Source organism: Actinophytocola sp. (genome assembly GCF_035634895.1).
Taxonomy (GTDB): Bacteria; Actinomycetota; Actinomycetes; order Mycobacteriales; family Pseudonocardiaceae; genus Actinophytocola.
Window position 1 is genome coordinate 1 of record NZ_DASQCC010000202.1, and the last position, 25,178, is coordinate 25,178.

A 25,178-nucleotide genomic window follows, 5' to 3' on the forward strand; every position below is an offset into this window, starting at 1 on the left:
GGTCGTCGCCGCGTTCGCCGTGGCGTTCGCCCTGTTCTCGCCCGCGCCTTCGGCCGGCGCGGCCACCAGCACGCCGGTGGTGTTCGTGCACGGCTACACGGGCAGCGCGTCCAACTGGGTCACGGCCATGTCGGTGTTCCGGGCGGCCGGCTGGTCCAGCGGCAACCTGTTCGCCTACGAGTACAACTCCTACGGCGACAACGTGACGAACGCGCGCGGGCTCGCCACGTACGTCAACCAGGTCAAGGCGCGGACCGGCGCGTCACAGGTCGCGATCGTCAACCACTCCATGGGTGGGCTGGTCAGCCAGTATTACCTGAAGGTGTTGGGCGGCAACACGAGCGTCAGCCACCTCGCGTCGATCGCGGGCGCCAACCACGGCACCACCGCGGCGGGAGCGTGCCTGGTCTTCGTGACCTGCCAGCAGATGTACCCGGGCTCGTCGTTCATCGCCCAGATCTCCTCGGGCGACGAGACCCCCGGCGCGACCCGGTACGCGACCTGGTACTCCCCGTGTGACGGGGTGATCCTCCCGTACACCAGCACCCGCCTGGACGGCGCGGCCAACAACCTGGTCGCCTGCCAGACCCACCTCGGCTACCTGACCGACACCGTTGTGCTGGGCCAGATCGCCGGCTACATCCGGTCCTGACCGTCCACACCGGACACGACACCGCCCTCGTGATCGCGCACGAGGGCGGTGTCGTCTGCCACAACGCTCAGCCGAGGCCGTTGCGCATCGCGGTGATCAGCTCACCGTTGCCGGTGTCGCCGGACAGCTCCCAGAAGAAGGCGCCGCCGAGACCCTGGCTCCGCACGTACGACATCTTGCCGCCGATGGTGGCCGGCGTGTCGTAGCTCCACCACTCGCTGCCGCACTTGGCATACGCCGTGCCGGCGACGGTTCTGTTGGCGGGGCAACGGGTCTTGAGGACCTTGTAGTCCTCGATGCCCGCCTCGTAGGTGCCCGGCGCCGCGCCGCTCGCGGTGCCGCCAGGTGCCTCCTGGCTGACGCCGGTCCAGCCGCGGCCGTAGAACCCGATGCCCAGCAACAACTTGCTCGACGGGACGCCCTTGCTCTTCAGCTTCTGGATCGCGGCGTCGGAGTTGAACCCCGCCGTCGGGATGCCGGTGTAGGACGTCAGCGGCGAGTGCGGGGCGGTCGGGCCCTGCGGGCTGAACGCGCCGAAGTAGTCGTAGGACATCACGTTGTACCAGTTGACGTACTGGGACGCGCCGCCGTAGTCGGCCGCGTCGATCTTGCCGCTGTTCGAGCCGTCGGCGGTGATCGCGGCGGTGACCAGGTTGTTGCTGCCGAAGCGGGCACGCAGCGCCTGCATCACGTTCCGGAACGACGCCGCGCCACTGGAGTCACAGGACAGCCCACAGGCGTTCGGGTACTCCCAGTCGATGTCGATGCCGTCGAACACATCGGCCCAGCGCGGGTCCTCGACCAGCCGGTAGCAGGAGTCCGCGAACGCGGCCGGGTTGGCCGCCGCCTGACCGAAGCCGCCGGACCAGGTCCAGCCGCCGAAGGAGAACAGGATCTTGATGTTCGGGAACTGCCGCTTCAGCTTGCGCAGCTGGTTGAAGCTGCCGCGCAACGCGCCGGCGTCCCACGTGTCCGCCACGCCGTCGACGCTGTTGGCCGTGGTGTAGGCCATGTCGTAGTCGGCGTAGGAGTCGCCGATGGCGCACTGGCCGTTCGTCACGTTGCCGAACGCGTAGTTGAGGTGCGTCAGCTTCGCGGCCGAGCCGCTCGTCACGATGTTCTTGACGAAGTACTGGCGGCCGTAGACGCCCCACTGCACGAAGTAGCCGAGGTTCTTGGCACCGCCGGCGGGCGGCGGGTCGGTCGGCGGCGGGTCCGTCGGCGGAGGGTCCGTCGGGGGCGGGTCGGTGGGCGGCGTGCCGCCGGAGTCGCACGAACCGCCGTCGAGCTTGCAGTTGGCCGGCGCGGAGTAGGCGCCGGAGTAGGCGACGTTGAAGCCGAAGCTGACCGACGCGCCCGGCGCGATGCTGCCGTTCCAGGTGTTCTTGACGGTCACGTGCTGGCCGTTGGCCGTGTAGCCGCCGTCCCACAGGCTGGCGATCCGGTGGCCGGACGGCAGGTCGAACTCGACCTGCCACGACGAGCGGGCCGACGAGCCGCCGTTCGTGATCGTGTACTTGCCCTCGTAACCGGTGCCCCAGTCGGTGCCTTTGGTGAAGGTCGCCGAGACCCCACCGGCACCCGAGGCGGGCACCGCGGTGAACCCGAGCACGAGCGCGACCGTCGCGGTACAGATCCCCACCATGTGGGGCCATCTCAGTTTGGACATCGGACTCCTTGCGACAGGGACGCAGTGTTGTCGCAAACATGTGGTCTAGACCACAACAAAGCAAGGGGTCTAGACCAGTTGTCACTCCAATGGCCTAACGGGCGGGCGATGGTCGGCGCTGGTCAGACCACGGGCGGGGCCGACGGGCGGCGCAGGGGCACCAGGTTTCCTCGCCGGTGGGCGAGGATGAGCATCGGGACGGCGAGCACGAGGCTCACGATCACGGGCACGATCGACGCCTCCAGGCCGAACCCGCCGCCGGTCAGCAGTTCGGGGCCGGTCGGGTGGGCGGTCAGCACGCCGGTCGCCGGGTGACCCGAGACCGGGATGCCGAGCAGCCCGACGCTGGTGTTCCACGCGAAGTGCAGGCCCACCACCAACCAGATGTTGCGCCGCCACAGGAACGCCGCGCCGAGCAGTACCCCGGCCTCGACGGCGATCGTGAACGAGCTCCACAGTGTCGCGCCCGGGTTGGCCAGGTGCAGCAGACCGAAGAACACGGCGGTGATCGCCAGCGCGACCCAGCTGCCGCACACCCGTTCCAGTGCCTGCAGGGCCAGGCCGCGGAACAGCAGCTCCTCCGTCACCGCCGCACCGAGCTGGATCGCCACCATGGTCGCCACGATCGACGCGGTGTCTCCCGACGCCCGCGTGAACGAGAACTCGGTGACCACCATGAGCACGGACGCCGCGATGAACACGACACCGAGCACGATGCCGATCGCCGCGTTGGACACCGCGCCCGCCCACGCGATCTCCGGTGTGCTCCGCCGCGCGACGTAACGCATGACCACCCAGTACACGGCGACCGCGGCGACCGCCCCGACGGCGGCCAGCACCGGCGGCCCACCCGCGGTCAGCGCCGACACGCCACCGACGCCGACTATCCCGACCAGCAGCCAGACCAGCGGGAACCGCAGGATGCGTTCGAGCCCAGCTGGCTGCTCCACGACGGACTCCGCGTTCACCCATGACCTCCGGTCGAGCAGTGGCCACCGGTGTGGCGACCGTGCCGCGAACGGTAGGGGCGCGGCCGTGACCGGCGAATCCCCTGCGAGGAGACGGTTCGGGTAGCTCTCCAGAGGGATGGGCGCGGCCATGACCGGGCAGGACGGCGCGTTGTGGTCGAGGATGGGCACCTGCGGCCAGTCCTCGGAGGTGCCCGGCGTGATGTACGCGCAGAAACACGGTCAGGTGGACCTTCTCCGCCACGTCCACCGGGTGCGTGCCATCGACTGGCTGATGGTGCTGCTCGCGATCGTCTCGGTCGGCCTGCTCGCCTGGGTCTGGCTGGCCGACCCGCCCACGGCGACCCAGAAACTCCTGTTCAAGGTCGACGTCGGCATCTGCGGCGTGTTCCTGGTCGAGTTCCTCTGGCGCTGGCACTCGGTCGGCTGGGGCTGGAGGTTCCTCGGCCGCAACTGGTTCGAGGTCGTCGGCATGATCCCGGTGTCACACCCGGCGCTGCGCGCGTTCCGGCTGCTCCGGATCGTCGTGCTGGTCGCGCGGCTGGGTCGCGCGGTGGACCGGACCATCGGCGACGCCGTGACCCAGCGCCTGGTGAACCGCTTCCTCGGCACGGTGATCGACGTGCTGAAGAAGCCGGTCACCGTGGCCGTGCTCGACGAGGTGGCCGCGGTGCTCAGGACCGGCAAGTACGCGCAGAACCTCGCCAGAGCCCTGGCCGAGAACCACGTCGAGCTGCGGCAGATGGTCCTCGACAAGGTCAAGGCCGACCCGACGGCCGGCCGCCTGCGGAGAGTCCCGTTCCACGACGAGATCGCCGGCACCGTCATCGACACCACGATCCGGGTCGTGCTGGAGATGCTCGCCGACCCCCGCACCGACGAGATGATCTCCGACACCCTCCGCGAGAACATCGACCAGATCCGCACCGCCGTCGACGGCAGCGACCCCCGAACGCGCTGACCCGGGGCCGGGCCGCGGCCCGGCCCCGGGTGCGACGGACGCGGACCCGTTGGGGCGAACGAGGGTCAGGACAGGTTGCCGGCGATGGGCAGGTCGCCCGGCTCGCCCCAGTTGGACCGCATCACCGCGCCGAGTCGGTGCCAGGTCTTGGTCGACGAGCGGAACACCGCGATCTCGTCCGCGCCGTCGGCGTTCCAGTCGCCTGCCACGGGCAGGTCTCCGGGTTCGCCCCAGTTCGACGCCAGCGTGCGACCGGGGGTGAACCAGTCACCGGTCGACGGCCGGAACACACCGATCTCGTCGGCCCCGTCGTCGTCCCAGTCGCCGACCACGGGGAGATCCCTGGGCTCGCCCCAGTTCGACGCCAGTGTCCGGCCGGGGGTGAACCAGTCACCGGTCGACGGCCGGAACACACCGACCTCGTCGAGGCCGTCGCCGTTGAAGTCACCCGCGACCGGGAGGTCCCCCGGCTCGCCCCAGTTCGAGTACAACGTGCGGCCCGGTGTGAACCAGTCGCTGGTGGACGCGCGGAACACGCCGATCTCGTCGATGCCGTCCCGGTTCAGGTCGGCCGCGAACGGGCGGTCGCCCGGCTCGCCCCAGTTCGTGGCGACCGTTCGGCCGGGCGAGAACCAGTCGCCGGTCGACGGGCGGAACACGCCGATCTCGTCGACCGCCGTGCCGCAGTTGCGGCTCGTGATCCGGTAGCTCTGGGAGTTGGCCTGGCCGTACGTCACACCGTTGAACACCGGCGTGGTGCGCTCGTTGTTCGGGTAGCCCCACTCGGCCTGGCCGTCGCCATTGCGGTCGACCGCCATCTCGAAGTGCACGTGCGACACGCCGTTCGACGTCTCGCCGGTGTGCCCGACGCGACCGATCGGCGTGCCGCGCACCACCCGGGTGCCGGCGCCGACCGCGCGGGACTGCAGGTGGAGGTAGGTGGTGAACCAGCCCCCGCCGTGGTTGATCTGGATGATGTTCCCGGCGCCGGCCGGGTTGCTGTACGACTGGTTCACCACGCCGGGCGCGGGTGCGACGAGCTGCGCGCCCTCGGTCGCCGAGGTCGGGTCGCGGAAGATGTCGACGGCCGGCGCGTGCGCGAACGACTCCGCACGCAGCGCGGTGCCGCACTGGAACGGGGCCTGGAAGTCGGGCCGGGCCGCCGCCTCCGGCATGGGCAGGGTGAGCAGGACGGCGGGCAGCGCGGCCACCACCACGCCCAGCCGGATGCGCCATCTCGACATGCCGATCAGTCCTTCACGGTTGGGGAACGTCCTACCGTGGAAGGGTCTCGGCACAGGGAGGTCGTGGCGACACCATTCGGTCATGTCCGAAATGTTCGAAGCCGGCCTTCGAGCACGGCGGCCGCGAGCGGGGTCGGCGCGTGCCGCACGATCCGGCCGGTTCGCCGGCTCACGACCAGGCCCGCGTCCCGCAGGACACCGACGTGCTCGCTCGCCGACGCCGTGGAGATCCCCAGCCGGGCCCCGAGCTCGGTGGAGGTGGACGTGGTGGCCAGCGCGGCGAGGACGGCCGCACGGGTCCGGCCGAGCAACGCCTCGAGCGGCCGGGCACTCCGCCCGGCCACGCCCGCCAGCCAGCTCGGCGGGTGCTCGACCGGGTAGACCACCACCGGCGGCAGGCCCGGGTCGGCGAGCACGACCGGCTTGCCCCAGCAGAAGTAGGACGGGATCAGCAGCAGGCCACGGCCGTCGAGGCGCACGTCGAGCGGCAGCGGGTAGTCGGCGGACAGGACGGGCGGGTCCCAGCGCAGCACCGGCCGCAGGGAGTCGAGCATGGCGGTCACCCCTCCGTCGAGCAGCGCGGTGGCGCGGACCGACCGCTCGACGCCAACCGCGGCCTCCACCTCGTCCCAGACCGGGCGGACCACCGCGCGGTGCACGAGGTCCATGGCCCGCACCAGATCGTCGAGCACGCCACGGTCCCCATGGCCGAGCCGGCCGACCCAGGACGGCAGCCGCCTGGTTCGCCCGGCGTGGCCGATGTCCCGGGACAGCCGTTCGCGCGGGGTGTCCCGGACGGCGGCGAGACCGGCGGTCAACCCGCCGTCCGCCTCGGCCGGCGTGAGGAAGTCGGGGAAGTAGCCGGCTTTCGGCACGAGCCCGCGGAGCAGGCCGACCGCACCGCGCAGGCCCTGTTCGTGGACCGCGATCCGGGCGGTCCGTTGCCAGCCGGCGAACACGGGTACGTCCTCGGCGTCGGCGGTCAGCCGGTACAGGCCGAGAACGGTCTCCCACAAGGGGTCCGGTGCTCTGGCCACCCGCACCCGGGACAGGTCCGCGTCGTGGAAGATGATCCGCAGCACGGGACGGGACCCTACGCCCGGACCGGCCCGCCGGCACCGGCCCGCGACCGGGAGTCGCGGCACCACAACGGTGTTCGGCCCGGTTCCCGCGGGGGGCGTACCAGCGGGAAGGCGTGGACTCCCCGCCCGCGCGGATCCACGGGAACGGTGTCCCGAAGCTGTCGTGGACTCCTGGTCCGCCGCTGCGAAATCGGTTCGCGGTATTCACGACCGTTGATCCCGGGGAGTAAGGTGACGGGTACGAACCGTGACCGCGTGGCGGCCGTGGAGTTCGACTGGGGAGCACGCCGTGACACATCCCCCTGCGAGGAAACCGGTCGTCGTGCGACTGTCCCGAAAGGCCCGGCGCACGGCGGGGCCGCTGTTGCGGGGATTCGCCGGGGTCGCGGTGTTCCTGCTGGCCGGCGAGGTGGTCGGCCGCGTGGGACTGGTCGACCCGTCGTACCTGCCGCCGACGTCCACGGTCCTCGCGCACGCCGGCCGCCTGCTCACCGACGGCGGGTTCCTGCGCGACATCGCCTTCACCCTGGGCGGCTGGTCCGCCGGCCTGCTCGTCGCGACCGCGATCGCGGTGCCGGCCGGGGTCCTGTTCGGCAGCCTGCCGGTGGTGGACTCCGCGGCCCGGGTGCTGGTCGAGTTCCTGCGTCCGATCCCGGCGGTGGCACTGGTCCCGCTGGCGCTGCTGGTCGTCGCCGACCAGGGTGAGATGGAGCGTCTCCTGGCGGCGTACGCGGCGACCTGGCCGATCCTGGTCAACACCATCTATGGCGCAGGCGCCGTGGACCCGCTGGCGCGCGACATGGCCCGCTGCTTCGGGTTGGGCCGGGCCGCGATCCTGCTGCGGGTCTGGCTGCCGAGCGTCGCCCCGTTCGTCGCGACGGGGGTGCGGCTGGCCTCCTCGGTCGCCCTCATCGTCACGATCAGCACCGAGCTGATCTCGGGCGGCGGAGGCGACGGGTTGGGACAGTTCGTCTTCGACGCGAGCGGCGACCCGGACGGCGCCGCCGAGGTCTTCGCCGCGGTGCTGGTGATCGGCACGCTCGGTCTGCTGCTCGACGCCGGGCTCCGGTACGGCGAGCGCACGGCGTTCCGCTGGCACTTCGAGCGTCTCGGGGAACCGGGATGAGCGGCCGCCGCACGACCGCGCCGGCACGGCGCCGGGCCGGGTCCGGTCTCGCCGGCACGGCGTTGCGGTGGTCGGTCTTCCTTGTGGTGGTGGGCTTCTGGCAGCTGGTCACGACCACGCTCACGCCGGCGGACTACGCACCGTACTTCCCGCCGCCGAGCACCATCGCCAGGACCCTGTACGAGACCTGGTTCTCCGGTCCGGTGAGCCACGGTTTCCTGACCGGGACCGCGATCCACGACCTGCTGCCCAGCCTGGGACGCCTGCTCGGCGGCTGGGCGCTGGCGGCCGCGGTCGGCATCCCGGCCGGGGTGGCGCTCGGCCGGTCGCGCCACGCGATCGAGTACGTGCGGCCGCTCGTCCACTTCGCCCGGTCGATCCCCGCGACCACGCTGATCCCGGTGTTCGTCGTGCTGTTCAGGTTCAGCACGACGATGCGGGTGTCGGTCATCGTCTTCGGGGTCGTCTGGCCGATCCTGCTCAACGCCATCGAGGGCGCCCGGCAGGTGGAGCCCGCCCAGCTCGACATCGCCCGGGTGTTCAAGCTGGGCAGGCAGACCCGGCTGTGGCTGGTCGTCGTGCCCGCCGCCGCGCCGAGGATCTTCGCCGGGCTGCGGATCAGCCTGTCGCTGTCGATCATCCTCATGGTCACCTCCGAGCTCGTCGGCGCGACCGACGGCATCGGGTTCTTCCTGTCGAACGCGAAGAAGGGTTTCGAGCTGCCGGAGATGTGGTCGGCCATCGTCCTGCTCGGCATCGTGGGCTACGTGCTGAACACGGCGTTGTTGGCGGTCGAACGGCGCGTCCTCGGCTGGCAGTACGACGCAGAGGAGTACCGGTGAGCACACTTCGCCACAGGGTCGCCACGATCGCACTCGCCTTCCTCACCCTGTCCGTCGCCGCGTGCGGCGGATCCGGTGCGCCGGAAGGAAACGACGCACGGGGTCCGGAAAGGACGGACCTGCGGGTCGGCGTGCTGCCGACCTGGGACGCCGCGGCCGTGTACCTGGCCGTCGACCGGGGATACTTCAAGGCCGAGGGGCTCACGGTCACGCCGGTGGTGCTGGCCAACGCGGAGGAGGCGGTGTCCCGCAACCTCTCCGGCGCGATCGACATCGCCCACGACGGGTACGTCACGCCGATCCTGGCCGCGAGCAAGGGGCTCCGGCTGCGCATCATCGTCGACAGCGCGCGGGCGAAACGTGGCATGTACGTCATCGTGACGCCGAACGCGTCGGCCATCCACGCGCCGAAGGACCTCGCCGGCACCACCATCGGGATGACCAACAGCAAGGGACTGCCGGCGCTGCTCACCCGCGCGGCGCTGCGGTCCTCGGGCGTCGACGCGGCCGGGGTGCGCTTCGTCGACGTCACCTACCCGACCATGGGCGCAGCGCTGCAGAACGGTTCGGTCGACGCGTCGTTCGCGACCGACCCGTTCCTGTCCCGGTTCCGGCAGACGCTCGGGGCACGGGTGGTGCTGGACACGATCGGCGGGCGCACCGACGACTTCCCGATCGGCTGCTACCACACCACCGAGCGGTTCGCGAAACAGAACCCGCGCACGGTCGCGGCGTTCCAGCGGGCGATGGCACGCGCCCAGCAGCTCGCGAAGCGCGACCGCCACGCCGTGACGCGAATACTCCCGAGTTACATCAGCGGGCTGACCCCGCAGGGGGCGGACACCATCACGATCGGCGAGTTCTCGCCCTCCAACGACAAGAGCCTCGCCCAGCGGGTCGCCGACTTCATGACCCAGCAGCACGTGCTGCCCGGCCACTTCGACGTCGCCGGCCTGGTGGCGTGAAACGGAGGAGAACATGGCGGACGCCGGCTACCAGCGCATCGCCACCGAGGAGGCCTTCGCGCCCCCGGAGCTGATGGCGCTGTGGCGGAACATGCTCGAGACCGGCACCGACCTGGACCCGGGGTTCGTCAGCCTCGTCGGCTTCTACGCGCGGCACGGCAGCGAGCGGGCCAGGGCGGTCAGCGAACGCCTCCAGGACCTCGGCGAGCGCCGGCTCGCCGACATGGACGCCGCGGGCATCGGCAGGCAGATCGTCTCGCTGACCGCGCCCGGCACGCAGGTGCTCGACGCGGACCAGGCGGTGCCCATGGCCACACTGGCCAACGACCGGCTCGCGGAGGCCTGCCGGCGCCATCCCGACCGCCTCACCGGCCTGACCGCCATCGCGCCGCAGGACCCCGCGGCGGCTGCCGAGGAGATCGCGCGCGGCGCCGGCCTTGGCTTCAAAGGCGTGATCATCAACTCGCACACCCACGGCGAGTACCTGGACAACCAGAAGTTCTGGCCCATCCTGGAGGCGGCCGAGGCACTCGACACCCCGATCTACCTGCATCCCACCGCCCCGCCGCGCACGATGATCGAGCCTCTGGTGGAGGCAGGGCTCGACGGGGCGATCTACGGGTTCGCGGTGGAGACCGGCATGCACCTGCTCCGCATGATCACCGCCGGCGTCTTCGACCGCTTCCCCCGGCTGCGGGTCGTCGTCGGCCACCTCGGCGAGGCGCTGCCGTTCTGGCTCTACCGGCTCGACTACATGCACGCGGCGTCCGTGCGGTCGGGACGGTACGAGGCCATGCGGCCGATCGCCCGCACACCGAGCGAGTACCTGCGGGAGAACGTATGGGTCACCACGAGCGGGATGGCCTGGCCGCCGGCGATCATGTTCTGCCGCGAGGTGCTCGGCGGCGACCGGGTGCTCTACGCGATGGACTACCCCTACCAGTACGTACCCGACGAGGTGTCCGTACAGGACGACCTCCCGCTCGACGAGACCGCGAAGAAGGCGTTCTTCCAGACCAACGCCGAGCGGGTCTTCGGCCTGTGACCACCCTGGAGGTGGACAAGCTCCGCCACGCCTACCACCGGGCCGGCCCCACCGTGATCGAGGACGTGACACTGACCGTGGGCGACGGCGAGCTGGTGAGCATCGTCGGCCGCTCCGGGTGCGGCAAGTCCACCCTGCTCCGCGCGATCGCCGGGCTCGTCCGCCCCACCGGCGGACAGATCCGGCTCGACGGCACCCCGGTCGACGGCACCCCGGACGACCTGGCCGTGGTCTTCCAGGACTACTCCCGCACGCTGCTGCCCTGGCTGACCGTCCGCGACAACGTCGCACTCCCCCTGCGGCGACGCGGCATGAACCGCGCGACCCGCCGCGCGGCGGCCATGGCGGCGCTCGACGCGGTGCGTCTCGCCGACACCGCGCGCCGTCATCCCTGGCAGCTCTCCGGCGGCATGCAGCAACGGGTCTCGATCGCACGGGCGCTGGCCTACCGGCCGAGGCTGCTGCTGATGGACGAGCCCTTCGGCTCGGTCGACGCGCAGACCCGCGAGGAGCTGGAGGACCTGCTCCTGGCCGTCCAGGCGACCCACACGATGACCATCCTGCTGGTCACCCACGACATCGACGAGAGCATCTACGTGGGCGACCGGGTCGTGGTCCTCGGTCACTCCCCGGGACGGGTGATCGCCGACCTCACCGTCGGCCTGCCCCGCCGCCGCGACCAGATCGCCACCCGTGAGCTGCCCGAGTTCGTCCACCTCCGCGCCACGGTGGGCCGGCTGGTCCGCGCCGCCGCGGCATGACGGCGGCCCGGCGCTCGTCCGCCGGCCGGACACGGGTTCGGGACGCGACCCGGGCGCGGCCCGGCCCGCGGGCGATTACCGTGGTGGGAAAACGTGCCCGCGAGGAGGCAGCATGGCCGGCGTCGTCACGATCCCCCGGGCGCGTGCCTTCGCCACGGCGCAGATCGAGACGGATCGCCAGGTCGAGCTGTGGGAACGGCACAACGCCGAGTCGCTGATCGCCCTCGCCTGCCGCCCGCCCGCGGGCCGGTCGTTCGCGGCCACCGAGGTGAACCTCCAGCTCGAGCGCGCCCACCTCGCCCGGGTCCGTGGCACGCGGCACCTGGTCGAGCGCTCCGACGCGATGGTCGAGGCCCGGCCGGCCGACTCGATCGCGGTCTACGTGACGATCATGGGCGAGGCGGTGTTCGAACAGGACGGCCAGCGTCGGGTGCTCCGGCCGGGGCAGCTCCTCGTCTGCGATGCCGACCGCCCGTTCCTGCGCGCGTTCGGCCACGGCCTCGACGAGCTGGCCGTCAAGGTGCCCCGGGCGGAGTTCACCCAGCTCACCGGCCTGACGACGGTGCGCACGCCCGTCGTGGTCGACGCGGACGAGAACCCGCACGGGCGGGCACTGGCCCGGCTCGTCGCGCGGGCCGTCCGCCCGGACCGCCCGGTGCCGGCCGACGAGCAGGCGGTCCTGGAGCTCGTCGCGGTGCTCGCCGGGCACGCCGACCTGCCCGTGGCACACCGGGCGGCGGCCCGCGCGTTCATCGAGGAGCACCTCGCCGACCCCACGCTGTCCGCCGGCGACGTCGCGGCCGGCACGGGCGTCAGCGAGCGCCACCTGTCGCGGCTGTTCGCGGCCGCCGGCACGAGCGTGCCCAGGCACATCCTGTCGCGCCGGCTCGACGCCGCGTACGGCGTCCTGACCGGCGGCAACGACCTCCGGACCGCGGAGGTGGCCGCTCGGTGCGGCTTCACCTCGGTCGCGTACTTCTCCCAGACGTTCCGCAGGCGGTTCGGTGTCCCCGCGGGCCAGGTACGCCGCCAGGCCTGCTGAGATCCTCATTTCCGCCATCTCCGGCCGGATCGTTGGCCTGACCCGCACGCGGCCTCGGACACTCGCCCCACCAGCACAGGGAGGTGCGCCATGCCCCGGTTCGACGACGGTCAGGCCGAGACCCGCCTGCCCAGCCACTCGGTGGTGGAGACCGACGTCCTCATCGTCGGCTCCGGACCGGCCGGCGCGTCGGCGGCGCTGTTCCTGTCGACGCTGGGCATCGACAACATCATGGTCACGAAGTACCGGTGGACCGCGAACACGCCCCGCGCGCACATCACGAACCAGCGTGCGATGGAGACCTTCCGCGACATGGGCATCGAGGACCAGGTCCTGGCCGACGCCACGCCGCACCACCTGGTCGGCGACACCGTCTTCTGCACGTCGATCGCCGGCGAGGAGATCGGCCGCATCCGCACCTGGGGCACGCACCCGTCCCGCGAGGCCGACTACCAGCTGGCGTCGCCGTGCCTGGTGGTCGACATCCCGCAGACCTACCTCGAGCCGATCCTGGTCAGGAACGCGACGCAGCGCGGCACGCAGACCCGGTTCTCCACGGAGTACGTCTCCCACACCCAGGACGACGACGGCGTGGACGTCCTGGTCCGGGACCGGCTGACGGGGACCGAGTACACGATCCGCGCCAGGTACCTGATCGGCGCCGACGGTGCCCGGTCGCAGGTCGCCGCCGACCTCGACCTGCCGTACGAGGGCGCGATGGACATCGCGGGCTCGATGAACATCACCTTCCGGGCCGACATCTCGGCCTACGTCGGGCACCGCCCCTCGGTCCTGTACTGGGTGATCCAACCCGGCGCGAACGTCGGCGGCATCGGCGCGGGCCTGGTGCGGATGGTCCGGCCGTGGCACGAGTGGCTGATCGTCTGGGGCTACGACATCGACGACGCGCCGCCCGTGGTCGACGAGGCGGCCGCGACCCAGATCGTGCGCGACCTGCTGGGCATGCCGGACATCGACGTCGAGATCACCGGCACCAGCCTGTGGGGCAACAACGAGATGTTCGCGAAGCACCTGCAGAAGGGCCGGGTCTTCTGCGCCGGGGACGCCGTCCACCGGCACCCGCCGAGCAACGGGCTCGGCTCGAACACCTCGATCCAGGACTCCTACAACCTCGCGTGGAAGCTCGCGATGGTGCTGCGTGGTCAGGCCGCGCCGAGCCTGCTGGACACCTACTCGGTCGAGCGGGCGCCGGTGGCCGAGCGGATCGTCCGGCGGGCGAACAGGTCGAGCCGCGAGTTCGTCCAGTTCTTCGAGGTGCTCGGGCTGCTCGACGCGACGACCGAGGCGGAGATGGTCGCCGCGATGGAGGAGCGCAAGGCCAACACGCCGGAGGGCGCCGCCAAGCGCGCGGCCCTGGTCGAGGCGATGGCGTTGAAGGACTACGAGTTCAACGCGCACGGCGTGGACCTCGGGCAGTTCTACCGGTCGGCGGCGGTGGCCGCCGACGGCACGGCGCCGCCCGAGCCGACGCGTGACCCCGACCTCTACTACGAGATGTCCACCGTGCCGGGCGCGCACCTGCCGCACGCCTGGGTCGGGGACACGATGACCAGGACGGCGTTGATGGATCTCGCGCCGTACCACCGGTTCACCCTCATCACCGGCATCGCGGGCGAGGCGTGGGCCGCGGCGGCCGGTAAGGTGGCACAGGAGCTGGACGTGCCACTCGGGACCGTCGTCATCGGACCGGGCCGCGAGGTCACCGACCTCTACTACGACTGGGCGAAGCTGCGTGAGGTGGGCGAGAGCGGCGCCTTGCTGGTACGGCCCGACAAACACGTCGCGTGGCGGGCGATGACGCTGCCGGCGGACCCCGAGACCGCGCTGCGGTCGGCACTGAACCAGATTCTCGGGAAAGGGGCCCGATGACCTCCGCCGAGCAGGAGCGTCGCGAGGCCGACCTCCTCGACCGCGTCGTCCACTCGTTCGACGACTGCCCCGACCCGCGGCTGCGGCAGCTGATGACCGCGCTCGTGCGTCACCTGCACGGCTTCGTCCGGGAGGTCCGCCTCACCGAGGAGGAATGGACGAAGGCGATCGAGTTCCTCACCGCCGCCGGTCACATCACCGACGACAGGCGCCAGGAGTTCATCCTGCTGTCCGACGTGCTCGGCCTTTCCATGCAGACCATCGCCGTCAACAACGAGGCTCACGGAAACGCCACCGAGGCGACCGTCTTCGGCCCGTTCTTCGTGGCGAACAGCCCCGAGATACCCATCGGCGGCGACAGCTCCGGCGGCGCGCCGGGGGAACCCTGCTGGGTCGAGGGCACCGTCACCGACACCGAGGGGCAGCCCGTCGCCGGCGCCCGGATCGAGGTCTGGGAGGCCGACGACGACGGCCTGTACGACGTCCAGTACGGCGATGACCGGATCGCTGCTCGGGCCCACCTGTTCACCGACGAGGGCGGCCGCTACTCGTTCTGGGCCATCACCCCGACCCCGTACCCGATCCCCCACGACGGCCCGGTCGGGCAGCTGCTCGCGGCGGTGGGCCGCTCCCCCATGCGCGCGTCGCACCTGCACTTCATGGTCACCGCGGAAGGCCTGCGCACCCTCGTCACCCACATCTTCGTCCGCGGCGACGAGCTTCTCGGCTCGGACACCGTGTTCGGGGTCAAGGAGTCCCTCGTCAAGGACTTCCGGCGCCACGCCCCCGGCCCGACCCCGGACGGCCGCGCCATGGACCGCGCGTGGTCACAGGTCACCTTCGACATCGTGCTCGCGCCGCCCCTTTCCTGACCGGACCGGAACGTTCCGTGTCGCACCCGTGCGGCATGGACGCGGTGGCGGCCGGGTGCAAGGGTTGGCCGAACGGCTCGAGTCGGCGGGGGTGATGGGGTCTGCATCGCCAGGTGCGGGGAATCGTGGCGGCAGTGGTGGTGCTGTTCCGGTTGGCCACCCTGGCGATGGTCGCGGTGAGCATCGCCGGCGGTGTGGACATCGGCGCCTACACAAGGATTCCGCTGGCGATCGCCGTGTACGCGGTGCTGTTCGCGTGGAGCGCGGTGCTGATCACGCTGGTCCTGCGGCGGGAGGCGGTGCCCGGCTGGGTGCTCGCCGTGGATGTCGCGGTCACCGCCGCCGGCGTGGTGGTGCTGCCGCTGGCGGTGTCCAACCGGCTCTTCGACACGCTGGCCAACCCGTACCTGGAGCCGGTCACCGTCAGCGTCGCGGTCGCCGTCGCACTGGTCAGTGCCTCGCCGCGGGCCACGGCGGCCGGCTGCGCCACGCTCGCCGCGGCCTACGCGGTGGGACAGGGGCAACTGCTCGAGACAGGCGCGGACATCGGCTCGCTGGCCAACATCATCGGCTGGCAGGCCGGCACCGCCGTCTGCTGCCTGGTGTTCATCCGGCGGCTGCGGCGCGTCGTCTACCATCTGGCCCTCGCCACCCAGCAGGTCATCACCGCGCGGGAACGGCTGGCCGCCCAACGCGCGCACACCGAGGAACGCACCCGGCACTTCGGCGAGCAGCTCCGCCGCTACCGGGCCCTGCACGACGGCCCGCTGCGCATCCTGACCGCGATCGCCGGCCCCGGCCCGGCCGCCCACCCGGATCCCATGGTGCGCCGGCAGTGCGCGGTCAGCGTCAACGTCCTGCGCGGCGCGGCCCCCGACGACCCCGGTGGGACCCTCACCGACCTGTCCCTGGCACTGATGGAGGCCGGCGGCGACAGCGCCGCGCTGGGGCTGCGGGTGGAGTACCACTTCGCGAACCTGCCAGACAGCCTGCCCAGCGGCGTGGTCGACGCCCTGTACCGGGCCAGCGCCGAGGCGCTCAGCAACGTCGCCGCGCACGCCGGCACCACCCGCGCCCGTCTCACCGCCATGGCCGGCGGGGGGACGGTGACCGTCGCGATCGTCGACCAGGGCAAGGGTTTCGACCCGGAGACCACCGAGCTCGGCTACGGCATCCGGCACTCGATCATCGAGCGGATGACCGAGATCGGCGGCACGGCCACAGTGGACAGTCACCCCGGCGAGGGCACCCGCATCGACCTGCGGTGGCCGAGGTGATCCGCGTCGCCGTCGTCGACAACGACAAGCTCGTGCCCGCCGGGCTGCGTGTCCTGCTCGGCGACACCACCGACATCACCGTCACCCACGTCGCCACCACGGTCGCCGGCTACCTGGCCGCCGACGAGACCGGCGCCGACGTGGTCCTGCTGGACCTGCAGCTGGAGGACGGCACCGACCCCGCCACGAACGTCGCCGCGCTGCACGCCACCGGCGCCGCGGTGCTCGTCATCTCCGTACACGGCGACCGCCGCCACGTCCGCGCCACCATCCGGGCCGGCGCCTCCGGCTACCTCATCAAGGACGACGACATCGACAAGCTGGCCGAGGCGATCCGGACCGTCCACACCGGACAGCTGGCGCTGACGACCGAGCTGATGACCCTCATCAACGACGACCCGCCCGAACTGTCGACGCAGGAGCTGCACGTGCTGTACCTGTACGGCACCGGCAGCACACTGGCCGCCACCGCCCGGCGCCTGGGCATCGCCATCCCGACCGTCCGCTCCTACCTCGACCGGATCCGCGCCAAGTGGGCCGCGACCGACGAGCCCGTGGACGACGTCCGCGCCCTCGTCCACGAGTACCCCCACCCCGACCACCCCTGACGGCCGCGGCGTTCGCGGCTACCGTGCCGGTGTGTCCGGCACCGTGGCCAGGTCGTCGAGTGACGGCACGAAGTAGTAGGCGCCCGTGAGGGGCTTCGAGTACCGGGTGAGTGCGTCGCGTTCGCCGGTCACGCCGGCCATGCTCTCGAGCATCGTGTGCAGCGGCCGCCGCGCGGCACTGAAGCCGACGAACATCGTGCCGTGGTCGAGTACCGAGCCGTACGGGGTATTGCGCCGGAAGATGTGCCCGAACTCGTCCTGGTCGGTGCGGGCGGCGTGGGACGTGGCCGGCCGGTCCGCCAGCTCGACGCTGTCGCGTTTGGTCCGCCCGATCACGCGTTCCTGCTCGGCCTCGGGCAGCCGCGTCCACGCCGCCGCCTCGTGCGCCCACTTCTGCAGCAGCAGAACGGTTCCACCGGCGCCGGGCGTGCCGTCGGGCACCAGCACCATGGCCGGCGCCTCGCCCAGTGCCGGGTTCTCGGTGCCGTCGATGAACCCGGTCAGGTCCAGGTCGCGGTGGTAGGACCAGCCGACGGTCTCGTCGGCGAGCACCGCCGTGCCGGCCAGCGCGTCGACGAGGCCGAGTGACACGTCGAACACCACGTCGTAGCTGGGCCCGGCGACCCACAGCATCAGGTCGTGCTGGGTGGCGGGCATGGTGTAGCCGTCCGGCCCGACGACCGGCGTCTCGAACCCGGCGGCGTCGGGAGGAAGGTTGCCCGCCCACAGTTCCGGACGGATCCCGGTCACCAGGTTGACCCCACCCATCGTCGTCCGCGGCTCGGCCACACCGGCCGCCGCGGCCACCATCGCGGCCGGCTCGGCGCCGGGCGCGAGGTCGAACTCCAGGTAGGCGTGCGCCAGGGTGCCGAGGGCGAAGATCCCGGTCTGGGGCAACGGCATGGGGGCTCCAGTCTCAGCGGGGTCGAGTCGTCCGAGAGCCTACGGTGATCGACCCGGCCCGACGACCGAGGAACGCCCTGGCCAGCCCCACGCGACGTCGTCGACCGCGAGAAACGGCTCGCCGACCACCGTCGTGGGCGTCAACCCGGTGTAGGCCACCACGTCCCGGTGCAGGTGGGACTGGTCGGTGTAGCCGCCATCGGCCGCGACGCCGGCCGCGTCCTGCCCCGCGACCAGGCGGTGCACGGCATGGTCGAACCGGACCAGCTTCGCGGCGGGTTTGGGCGCCAGGCCGAGCTGCGACCGGAACCGGGACCACAGGCGCTTTCGGCTCCAGCCCACCTCCGCCGCCAGCCGCTCGACCCGGACCACACCGCGCCCGGCGACGATCCGCCGCCACGCCCACGCCACCTCCGGTGCCACCCGCGACTCCGCACGGCGTTGCGCAAGCCACCCGTCGACCGACGCGAAGCGGTCCGCCCACGAGGAAAGGCCGCCCAGCCGGTCACACATCCGGGCCGCCTCCCGGCCCAGCAGATCGTCCAGCGCGACCGCGGCACCGTCCAGGTCGGCCACGGCGGCCCCCAGAACCGCGTGCGCGAGCGTCGGTGACAGGCGCACCTGCAGGCACTCGAAGGCGTCCGCCCGCAGTGTGCGGAGCGCCTCGCCGTACCCGAGCCCGGCGACGAAGCTGCCCTGCCGCCGCCTTCCGCCCGCGTCCTCAACGGCGATCGTGCCGCCGAACACCAGGACCAGGGTCACGGCGGGGTGCGGGATCAGCCGGAGGCCGGGCGGGGTGACGCCGCGGTCGCCGAACCCGGCCATGGCGACCCCGGGCACTCGGCCGGGTCGCGTGGGGGTGGTGATGTCCCACAACAACCCGTCGTCGCTGTCGGACCCACCGGACAACATCGCCCCATGCTACGCACGCCGACCGAGAGCCGGACGACGTCGTAACACTGCTGTCCTCGCTCACCTGGCCGACTCGGCCGCGATCCTGACGTGATCGTTGCGGCTGCGGATGAGCCGCGGCATGTACCAGTTGAGCACGGTGCGCTCGGCAAGGGCCCCGAACGGGCCGAGCGGGGCGGCGAAGTCGATGATGTCGCGCATGACGGTGCCGCCGTTCCCGTCCGGCTCGAAGTGGTGGGCGTGGTGCCAGCGCTTGAACGGACCCGTGACCTGCTCGTCGACGAAGTAGCCGGGTGGATCACAGGCGCTGATGACGGAGGTCATCCGCCAGTGCAGGCCGAAGTGCCTGGCTTGCCAGGTGACGGTGTCGTCCAGCTTCATCCGGCCGGAGGTGACGCCGCCGATGGCCTTCTCGCCGGAGTCGGCCATCGAGGCAGTGTGCACTTCGACCTCCAGGCAGAGATCGAAGACGCGCCGCGGAAGCGCCGCGATCGCGGTGGTGACCTCAAAGCGCGCCATACAGCGACCCTACGGCCGGGGCGCGGCCAACCGCGCCGAGCCCGTCCTGGTGCCGATCACTTCTTGTTCGGCGTCCGTGTCACTGCCCGTGTCACTGCCCGTGTCACTGCCCGATCCGTGTGCGAAGCGCTGGTCCCGTCGGGCCACCACACGCGAAGACGAACGTCGCCCGCCCGGACGGAAACCGCCGTGTCCCAGTGGTGACCGTTTCGCTTGCCTGCCGTTGATCATGGTGTTACGTGGTGGAAACAGTTGCTCGCTATTCCTAGGGAGGTCATACCGGTACCAGTCCCGGGAGGGGACGTCGTGAGCGTCTACGAGCAGATCGGCGGTCAGGAAGCACTGATCGCGGTGGTCGACGACTTCTACGAGCGGGTGCTGGCCGACCCCGAGCTCGCGGTGTTCTTCAACGGCACCAACATGCCGCGTCTCAAGGGCATGCAGGTCGAGTTCTTCGCCGCGGCGCTGGGCGGGCCCGACGAGTACGGCGGGCGGACCATGAAGGACGTCCACCGCGGGCGCGGGATCGGCCAGCACCACTTCGACCTCGTCGCCGGGCACCTCACCGCCGCGCTGACCGAGGCCGGGGTGCCGGCCGAGACGGTCGACACGATCATCGGCACGATCGCCCCGCTGGCCGGCGACATCGTCTCGTCGAGCGCCGCCTGAGAGCACGTCCGGGTCGACCCGCGAGCTACTCGGCGGTCAGCGGCACCGTCACGAACTGCTCCGGGATCGCGAACGCGTCGACCAGGGTGCGGGCGTGGGGCCGCAGGGCCTTGCAGAGTGCGTTGACCTCCGCGACCACCTTCTTGGCCAGCGGTGCGGTGAGCCGCCCGTGTTCGAGGAACCAGGCACGGTCCGCCTCGATGTTCGACAGGGCGTACAGGTCGCAGACCTGGTTCAGCAGGTCCCGGGCGGCCGGGTCGGCGCACCCGTCGGCCGCGGTCGCGAACGCGTCCAGCACCACGCGGTCGATGTGCGCGCGCCCGGCACGGAGCACGTGGTCCTGGGCGTCGTTGAACACGTCGAACGGGTCGCTGTCCGACGACGCCGCGGCACGCAGCCGGCGGGCCAGTCCCTCGACGACATGCTGTTCCCGGTCGGCGAAGAGGTCCCGGTGCCAGGCCCGGTCCCGCGGCTCCGGGCGCACGATCGACCGGGCCGGCAACCGCTCCAGCACCGCGCCCATCAGCTGCTCCGCCACCAGCCGTGCCGTCGCCAGCGGGCTGAGGTCGGCGAAGTTGTCCCGGTAGTCGGTCAGCAGTCCCTTCGCGACCAGTTGGAGCAGCACGGTGTTGTCACCCTCGAAGGTGGTGAACACGTCGGTGTCCGCGCGGAGCCCGGCCAGCATGTTCTCCGCCAGGTACCCGGCACCCCCGCAGGCCTCCCGGGCCGCCTGGATGGTCGCCGTCGCGTGCCAGGTCGCGACCGCCTTGATACCGGCGGCACGGGACTCCAGCACGCGCTGCGCCCGCTCGTCCGGCTCCGCCGTGCCGTGCACCTCGTGCAGCATCGCGACGAGCTCGTCCTGCGCGAAGTGCAGCGCGTAGGACGTGGCCAGCGCCGGCAGCAGCTTCCGTTGGTGCGCGAGGTAGTCCAGCAACACGATCTCGGCGTCCGCGCCGGGGCGCCGGAACTGCCGCCGCGTCTCGCCGCGCCGGACGGCGATGGTCAGCGCGCGCTGGGTGGCGCTGCCCGCGCTGCCCGCCACGCTGATCCGCCCGCGCACCAACGCACCCAGCGTGGTGAAGAACCGCCGGCCGTCCCCTTCGATGGGACTCGTGTACTCCCCGTCCACCGACACGTCCCCGTACCGGTTGAGCAACGCCTCCCGCGGCACCCGCACGCCGGAGAACCACAACCGCCCGTTGTCGACCCCGTTCAGCCCGGCCTTGGGCCCGCAGTCCTCGATCCGCACGCCGGGCATCGGCCGCCCGGCCTCGTCGCGGATCGGCACGAGGAACGCGTGCACCCCGTACTCCCGGCCACCGACCTCGAGCTGCGCGAAGACCACGGCCATCCGGCCGTCCCGGGCGGCGTTGCCGATGTAGTCCTTGCGCGCGTCGTCGTCGGGCGTGTCGATGACGAACTCGCCGTCCACATAGGACGCGGTGGTCCGCAGGTGCTGGACGTCCGACCCGTGCCCGGACTCCGTCATGGCGAAACAGCCGGGCAGCGCCAGGGAGATGATGTCGCCCAGGTACTTCTCGTGGTGCCGCGCGGTGCCGAGCATCTGCACGGCGCCGCCGAACAGTCCCCACTGGACACCGGCCTTGACCATGAGCGACAGGTCGCCGTACCCGAGCGTCTGGAACGACACGACCGAGCCGCCGATGTCCCCCTCGCCCCCGTACGCGGTGTCGAACCCGAGCCTGGGGTGCCCGGACTCCACCAGCTCACGCAGCTGCTCCCAGACCAGCGCGCGGTGGGCCTCCCGGTCGAGGTCGTAGGTGTCGACGAACGTGGCGCCTGCCATCCGCTTCCGCAACCCGCGCCGCAGCTCGCTCCACCGCCCGTCGAGGACGGTCGTGAGCGCCGCCGGGTCCACCTGATCACTCATGCGCCATCCATACCCACTCGCCCGCCGGTCCACACTGTGACCGAGTCCGCGTCACGGCCGGCGGCCGGCACGTTTGACGACCCGGATCACGGGCGCGGTCTGGACCTCGCCGATCAGCGGAAGGGCACCCAGGCGGTCGGTGAGGTAGCGGTAGAGGTCCCGGCTGTCGCGGCAGACGGCCGAGACGAGCAGGTTCGTCGGCCCGGTGGTCGCGGCACAGAAGGCGACCTCGGGGTGGGCGGCGACGGCGGCACCGGTCTCGGCGAGATGGGCCGGCGGCACGCTGGCCCACAGGCGGGCCTCGGCGTGGTAGCCCAGGGCCGCCGCGTTGACGTCGAGGTCGAACCGGAGCAGGCCGGCGCCGCGCAGTGCGTGGAGACGGCGGGCGACCGTCGACTCCGACCAGCCGGTCGCGGTCGCGAGGACCGGGTAGGGCGCCCGTCCGTCGACGGCGAGCGCCGCCAGCAGGGGCCGGTCGGCGTCGGCCAGGGTGGCGGTGTCGGCGTGGGCCGGGGTGAGCGCGGCGATCTGGTCGGCCGTGAGCTGGTGTGGTCCCTCGAAGCCGTGGCGGGCATCGCTGAAGACGTTCAGCACGCTGTGCGCGGTGACCGACACCACCGGGGCGGTGCGGTTGAGGCGTTGCAGGATCAGCTCGTCGCGTTCGCCTGCGGACCAGGCGCGCAGGCTGGCGCTGATCTCGGTGCCGCCGGAGAGCAGGGCGACCCAGCGGGTGTCGTCGCGGCGGGCGAGGGCCTCGGCGACCTGCGATGCGGCGCCGGGCCTGCACTGTATGCGCACGACCCATTCGGCGCCGTCGAGCCGGCTGGGGTCGACGTCGCCGACCGGGTTGATGACCGTGCCGGCGCGCAGCCGCGCGTAGCGGCGCGCGACCGTCCGGTCGGACACGCCGAGCACCTCGCCGATCCGTGCGAACGGCGCTCGGGCGTCGAGGTGCAGTGCGTGCAGCAGCTGCCGGTCGAGGTCGTCGAGCGTGACTGAATCCGGCTTCATGCTTGATATTCTGTCGGATTCCCGCAACTGGGGCTGTAGCGAGCCGGGATACCGCAGGTGTCGTACATCCTCGAACTATGAAGGCTGTGCGATTCACCCGCTACGGCGGCCCGGAGGTCCTGGAGCTCGTCGACGTGGCCGCGCCCCACGCGCGAGCTGGTCAGGTCCGCGTCGCCGTGCGTGCCGCCGGCGTGAACGGCCTCGAATGGAAGATCCGGCAGGGCCTGCTGCGCCACGTCCGGCCCCCGGCCGGGATCGGTGGTGACGCCGCCGGGATCGTGGACGAGGTCGGCGACGGCGTCACCGACGTCCAGGTCGGCGACGCCGTGTTCGGGTCCGGCCTGGAGACCTACGCCGAGCACGCCGTGCTCACCTCCTGGGCGCCGAAGCCGCGCGAGGTGTCCTTCGAGGACGCCGCCGGGTTCGCGACCCCGTTCGAGACCGCCCTGCGCGTCCTCGCCGACACCGGCGTCCGCGGCGGGCACACCGTCCTGGTCAACGGCGCCAGCGGCGGGGTCGGGTCGGCCGCGGTCCAGTTCGCCGTGGACCGGGGCGCCACCGTCATCGGCGTCGCCGGTCCGTCGAACCAGGACTACCTCGCGTCGTTGGGGGCCGTCCCCACCACGTACGGCCCCGGCCTCGCCGACCGGGTCCGCGCGCTGGCGCCGCGCGGCATCGACGCCGCCGTGGACGCAGCCGGCTCCGGGATCATCGCCGAGCTCGTGGAGCTGACCGGCGATCCCGGCCGGGTCGTCTCGATCGCCGACTTCAGCGCCCCGTCGCACGGCGCCCGGGTGTCCACCGGCCTCGGCCGGGACCGGACCCCCGCACTACGCGAAGGCGCCCGCCTGGTGGCGGCCGGACGACTCGTTCTGCCCGTCACACAGACGTTCCCGCTCGTCGAAGCCGGAGCGGCCCAGGTCGCGAACGCGACCGGCCACGTTCGCGGCCGAGTCGTCGTCACCGTGCCGTGAGAACCCGTGAGAGGAAGACGATGCCCGTCACACTGATCAACAGTTTCACCGTGCCACCGGACAAGGAGGAGGAGTTCCTCGAGGTGTGGCGCGGCACGATCGACCACTTCACCACCGCGCCGGGCTTCATCCACGCCCGCCTGCACCGCAACACGGGGTTGACCGACACGACGTTCTAGTACGTCAACATCGCGCTGTGGGAGGACGTCGAGGCCTACCGCGCGGTCTTTCGTGACTTCACCCCGGCCGGACGACGCGTCCCCGGCGTCACGGCGTACCCGGGCCTGTTCGAGGTGTGCGTGGAGGTCGACCCGTCCTGATGCGAACAGACCCGGGACGAATCCGAGCGCGATTCACGTAACGCCCTTTCCGTGTCCCGCGACGAGATTCACGACCGTGAACGTTCCCGGAACCGCTCGCGGTCAGGTCGCTCCCGCACAACGAGTGACAGACCCTCCGCCGGACGCCGGCGGAGGGTCGCCGGGGCCAGCCGAAAGGCCCCGGCACCACCGTCCCGCTCGTACCGCCGTCACCGGTCGCGGGTGGACACCTGGTCGCCGGGTTCGCGGCGCAGGTCGTCCAGGCCGCCGCGGGCGTCGGCCAGCACCAGCTCCTCGGCGGTCGCCGAGTCGCCGGCACGCAACGCCCGGACCAGCGCACGGTGGCTGCTGTAGCGGTCGAGCCCGAACTGGTCGTTCACCGCCGTGTGCCGCAGGAGGCGGGCTCTGCGCTGCGCCCGGGTGAACACCCGCGCCTGGTCGAGCAGTCGCACCAGGACGGTGTTGCCGGCACACGCCGCCACCGTGTCGTTGAAGCGTTGCATCGTGTCGAACAGGGTGTTCAGGTGCTTGTCGACCGGGCGGCCGTCGGCGTGGCGTTGTTTCAGCACGATCAGCAGGTCGTCGGCCTCGTCCAGGATCGTGTCCAGCGCGGCCAGTTGGCCGGGCGTCGCGTGACGGGCGGCGAAGCGGGCCACCAGGCCACGCAGTGCCACCTCGACCTCGGCCAGGTCCTCGACCGCGGAGGTGCCGATGTCCGCCACCACGACCGTCCGCGGACCCACCCGCTCGATCAGGCCGTCCTGTTCCAGCCTGCGGATCGCCTCCCGCACCGGCGTCGGGCTCATCGACAGCCGCTCCGCGAGGCCCCGCTCGGTGATCTTCTCGTTCGGGGACAGCTCGCCGGCGGCTATCGCCTCCTGGACCGAGCGGTATGCCCGGTTGGCGAGTGTCTCGGGTTGCTCGACCGTCACGCCCACATCCTATGGCACATCGTCATGCAATAGCTTGACG

At 71.7% G+C, this 25,178-nt stretch carries 25 protein-coding genes; 15 read left to right on the forward strand and 10 right to left on the reverse strand.

Annotated features, from left to right (window positions below; all coding sequences use genetic code 11):
- A partial coding sequence (locus tag VET29_RS30245) for an esterase/lipase family protein (protein ID WP_324926725.1) occupies positions 1-652 on the forward strand: 652 nt, incomplete at its 5' end.
- Positions 653-719: 67 nt separating this feature from the next.
- Here VET29_RS30245 and VET29_RS30250 read toward each other — a convergent pair.
- Positions 720-2,321 carry a glycosyl hydrolase family 18 protein gene (locus VET29_RS30250; protein WP_324926727.1) on the reverse strand — a complete coding sequence of 534 codons (1,602 nt, stop codon included), beginning with the start codon at positions 2,319-2,321 and terminating at the stop codon, positions 720-722.
- Positions 2,322-2,443: 122 nt separating this feature from the next.
- Positions 2,444-3,271 (reverse strand): CPBP family intramembrane glutamic endopeptidase, encoded by an 828-nt coding sequence (locus tag VET29_RS30255; RefSeq protein WP_324926729.1) that lies wholly within the window; start codon positions 3,269-3,271, stop codon positions 2,444-2,446.
- A gap of 148 nt (positions 3,272-3,419) precedes the next feature.
- Between VET29_RS30255 and VET29_RS30260 the strand changes: the two genes are divergently transcribed.
- The gene (locus VET29_RS30260; RefSeq protein ID WP_324926731.1) at positions 3,420-4,250 is read left to right on the forward strand and encodes an ion transporter; all 831 of its coding nucleotides are present in this window, start codon (positions 3,420-3,422) and stop codon (positions 4,248-4,250) included.
- Between the two features lie 65 nt (positions 4,251-4,315).
- Here VET29_RS30260 and VET29_RS30265 read toward each other — a convergent pair whose 3' ends face one another.
- On the reverse strand, positions 4,316-5,494 hold the full coding sequence (locus VET29_RS30265; protein WP_324926733.1) for a M23 family metallopeptidase: 1,179 nt from the start codon (positions 5,492-5,494) through the stop codon (positions 4,316-4,318).
- Between the two features lie 80 nt (positions 5,495-5,574).
- Positions 5,575-6,576 (reverse strand): helix-turn-helix domain-containing protein, encoded by a 1,002-nt coding sequence (locus tag VET29_RS30270; protein ID WP_324926735.1) that lies wholly within the window; start codon positions 6,574-6,576, stop codon positions 5,575-5,577.
- A 322-nt stretch (positions 6,577-6,898) separates the two neighbouring features.
- Here VET29_RS30270 and VET29_RS30275 point away from each other — a divergent pair, with 322 nt between their 5' ends.
- The 10 genes from VET29_RS30275 (at position 6,899) to VET29_RS30320 (ending at position 17,004) form a co-directional block, all read left to right on the forward strand.
- Positions 6,899-7,702, forward strand: a complete 804-nt coding sequence (locus tag VET29_RS30275; protein ID WP_324926737.1) for an ABC transporter permease — start codon at positions 6,899-6,901, stop codon at positions 7,700-7,702.
- Positions 7,699-8,544 carry an ABC transporter permease gene (locus tag VET29_RS30280; RefSeq protein ID WP_324926739.1) on the forward strand — a complete coding sequence of 282 codons (846 nt, stop codon included), beginning with the start codon at positions 7,699-7,701 and terminating at the stop codon, positions 8,542-8,544. Before VET29_RS30275 ends, VET29_RS30280 begins: the two co-directional genes overlap by 4 nt.
- Entirely contained in the window at positions 8,541-9,509 is a 969-nt protein-coding gene (locus tag VET29_RS30285) for an ABC transporter substrate-binding protein (protein WP_324926741.1), read from the forward strand. Before VET29_RS30280 ends, VET29_RS30285 begins: the two co-directional genes overlap by 4 nt.
- Before the next feature lie 13 nt (positions 9,510-9,522).
- Complete coding sequence (locus VET29_RS30290; protein ID WP_324926743.1) at positions 9,523-10,554, forward strand: amidohydrolase family protein; 1,032 nt, start codon at positions 9,523-9,525, stop codon at positions 10,552-10,554.
- A complete protein-coding gene (locus VET29_RS30295) occupies positions 10,551-11,315 on the forward strand; it encodes an ABC transporter ATP-binding protein (protein ID WP_324926745.1) in 765 nt (254 codons plus the stop codon). Before VET29_RS30290 ends, VET29_RS30295 begins: the two co-directional genes overlap by 4 nt.
- Positions 11,316-11,427: 112 nt before the next feature.
- Positions 11,428-12,357 (forward strand): helix-turn-helix domain-containing protein, encoded by a 930-nt coding sequence (locus VET29_RS30300; RefSeq protein WP_324926748.1) that lies wholly within the window; start codon positions 11,428-11,430, stop codon positions 12,355-12,357.
- Positions 12,358-12,447: 90 nt separating this feature from the next.
- A complete protein-coding gene (locus tag VET29_RS30305) occupies positions 12,448-14,247 on the forward strand; it encodes an FAD-dependent monooxygenase (RefSeq protein ID WP_324926750.1) in 1,800 nt (599 codons plus the stop codon).
- On the forward strand, positions 14,244-15,119 hold the full coding sequence (locus VET29_RS30310; RefSeq protein ID WP_324926752.1) for an intradiol ring-cleavage dioxygenase: 876 nt from the start codon (positions 14,244-14,246) through the stop codon (positions 15,117-15,119). Before VET29_RS30305 ends, VET29_RS30310 begins: the two co-directional genes overlap by 4 nt.
- Before the next feature lie 125 nt (positions 15,120-15,244).
- Positions 15,245-16,396, forward strand: coding sequence for a sensor histidine kinase (locus VET29_RS30315; RefSeq protein ID WP_324926754.1), 1,152 nt, complete (start codon positions 15,245-15,247; stop codon positions 16,394-16,396).
- Positions 16,384-17,004, forward strand: coding sequence for a response regulator transcription factor (locus tag VET29_RS30320; RefSeq protein WP_324926756.1), 621 nt, complete (start codon positions 16,384-16,386; stop codon positions 17,002-17,004). Before VET29_RS30315 ends, VET29_RS30320 begins: the two co-directional genes overlap by 13 nt.
- A gap of 18 nt (positions 17,005-17,022) precedes the next feature.
- On the opposite strand, the gene VET29_RS30325 is transcribed toward VET29_RS30320, so the two are convergent.
- The 3 genes from VET29_RS30325 to VET29_RS30335 are packed head-to-tail and all read right to left on the reverse strand — an operon-like array spanning position 17,023 to position 19,338.
- Positions 17,023-17,907: a Dyp-type peroxidase gene (locus VET29_RS30325; RefSeq protein WP_324926758.1), complete on the reverse strand. Its 885-nt coding sequence runs from the start codon at positions 17,905-17,907 to the stop codon at positions 17,023-17,025.
- A 39-nt stretch (positions 17,908-17,946) separates the two neighbouring features.
- Complete coding sequence (locus tag VET29_RS30330; protein WP_324926760.1) at positions 17,947-18,819, reverse strand: helix-turn-helix domain-containing protein; 873 nt, start codon at positions 18,817-18,819, stop codon at positions 17,947-17,949.
- 60 nt (positions 18,820-18,879) lie between these two features.
- Complete coding sequence (locus tag VET29_RS30335; protein WP_324926762.1) at positions 18,880-19,338, reverse strand: SRPBCC family protein; 459 nt, start codon at positions 19,336-19,338, stop codon at positions 18,880-18,882.
- Positions 19,339-19,644: 306 nt separating this feature from the next.
- Here VET29_RS30335 and VET29_RS30340 point away from each other — a divergent pair, with 306 nt between their 5' ends.
- Entirely contained in the window at positions 19,645-20,007 is a 363-nt protein-coding gene (locus VET29_RS30340) for a group 1 truncated hemoglobin (RefSeq protein WP_324926764.1), read from the forward strand.
- 25 nt (positions 20,008-20,032) lie between these two features.
- Here the strand turns inward: VET29_RS30340 and VET29_RS30345 are convergent, their stop codons facing one another.
- Both VET29_RS30345 and VET29_RS30350 read right to left on the reverse strand, forming a co-directional pair.
- Positions 20,033-21,901 carry an acyl-CoA dehydrogenase gene (locus tag VET29_RS30345; RefSeq protein WP_324926766.1) on the reverse strand — a complete coding sequence of 623 codons (1,869 nt, stop codon included), beginning with the start codon at positions 21,899-21,901 and terminating at the stop codon, positions 20,033-20,035.
- A 51-nt stretch (positions 21,902-21,952) separates the two neighbouring features.
- Positions 21,953-22,912: an Lrp/AsnC family transcriptional regulator gene (locus VET29_RS30350; protein ID WP_324926768.1), complete on the reverse strand. Its 960-nt coding sequence runs from the start codon at positions 22,910-22,912 to the stop codon at positions 21,953-21,955.
- Between the two features lie 77 nt (positions 22,913-22,989).
- Here VET29_RS30350 and VET29_RS30355 point away from each other — a divergent pair, with 77 nt between their 5' ends.
- Positions 22,990-23,886 carry an NADP-dependent oxidoreductase gene (locus VET29_RS30355; RefSeq protein WP_324926770.1) on the forward strand — a complete coding sequence of 299 codons (897 nt, stop codon included), beginning with the start codon at positions 22,990-22,992 and terminating at the stop codon, positions 23,884-23,886.
- A gap of 20 nt (positions 23,887-23,906) precedes the next feature.
- Positions 23,907-24,065, forward strand: a complete 159-nt coding sequence (locus VET29_RS30360; RefSeq protein WP_324926772.1) for an antibiotic biosynthesis monooxygenase family protein — start codon at positions 23,907-23,909, stop codon at positions 24,063-24,065.
- A gap of 350 nt (positions 24,066-24,415) precedes the next feature.
- On the opposite strand, the gene VET29_RS30365 is transcribed toward VET29_RS30360, so the two are convergent.
- Complete coding sequence (locus VET29_RS30365; protein ID WP_324926774.1) at positions 24,416-25,138, reverse strand: GntR family transcriptional regulator; 723 nt, start codon at positions 25,136-25,138, stop codon at positions 24,416-24,418.
- Positions 25,139-25,178: the final 40 nt, after the last annotated feature.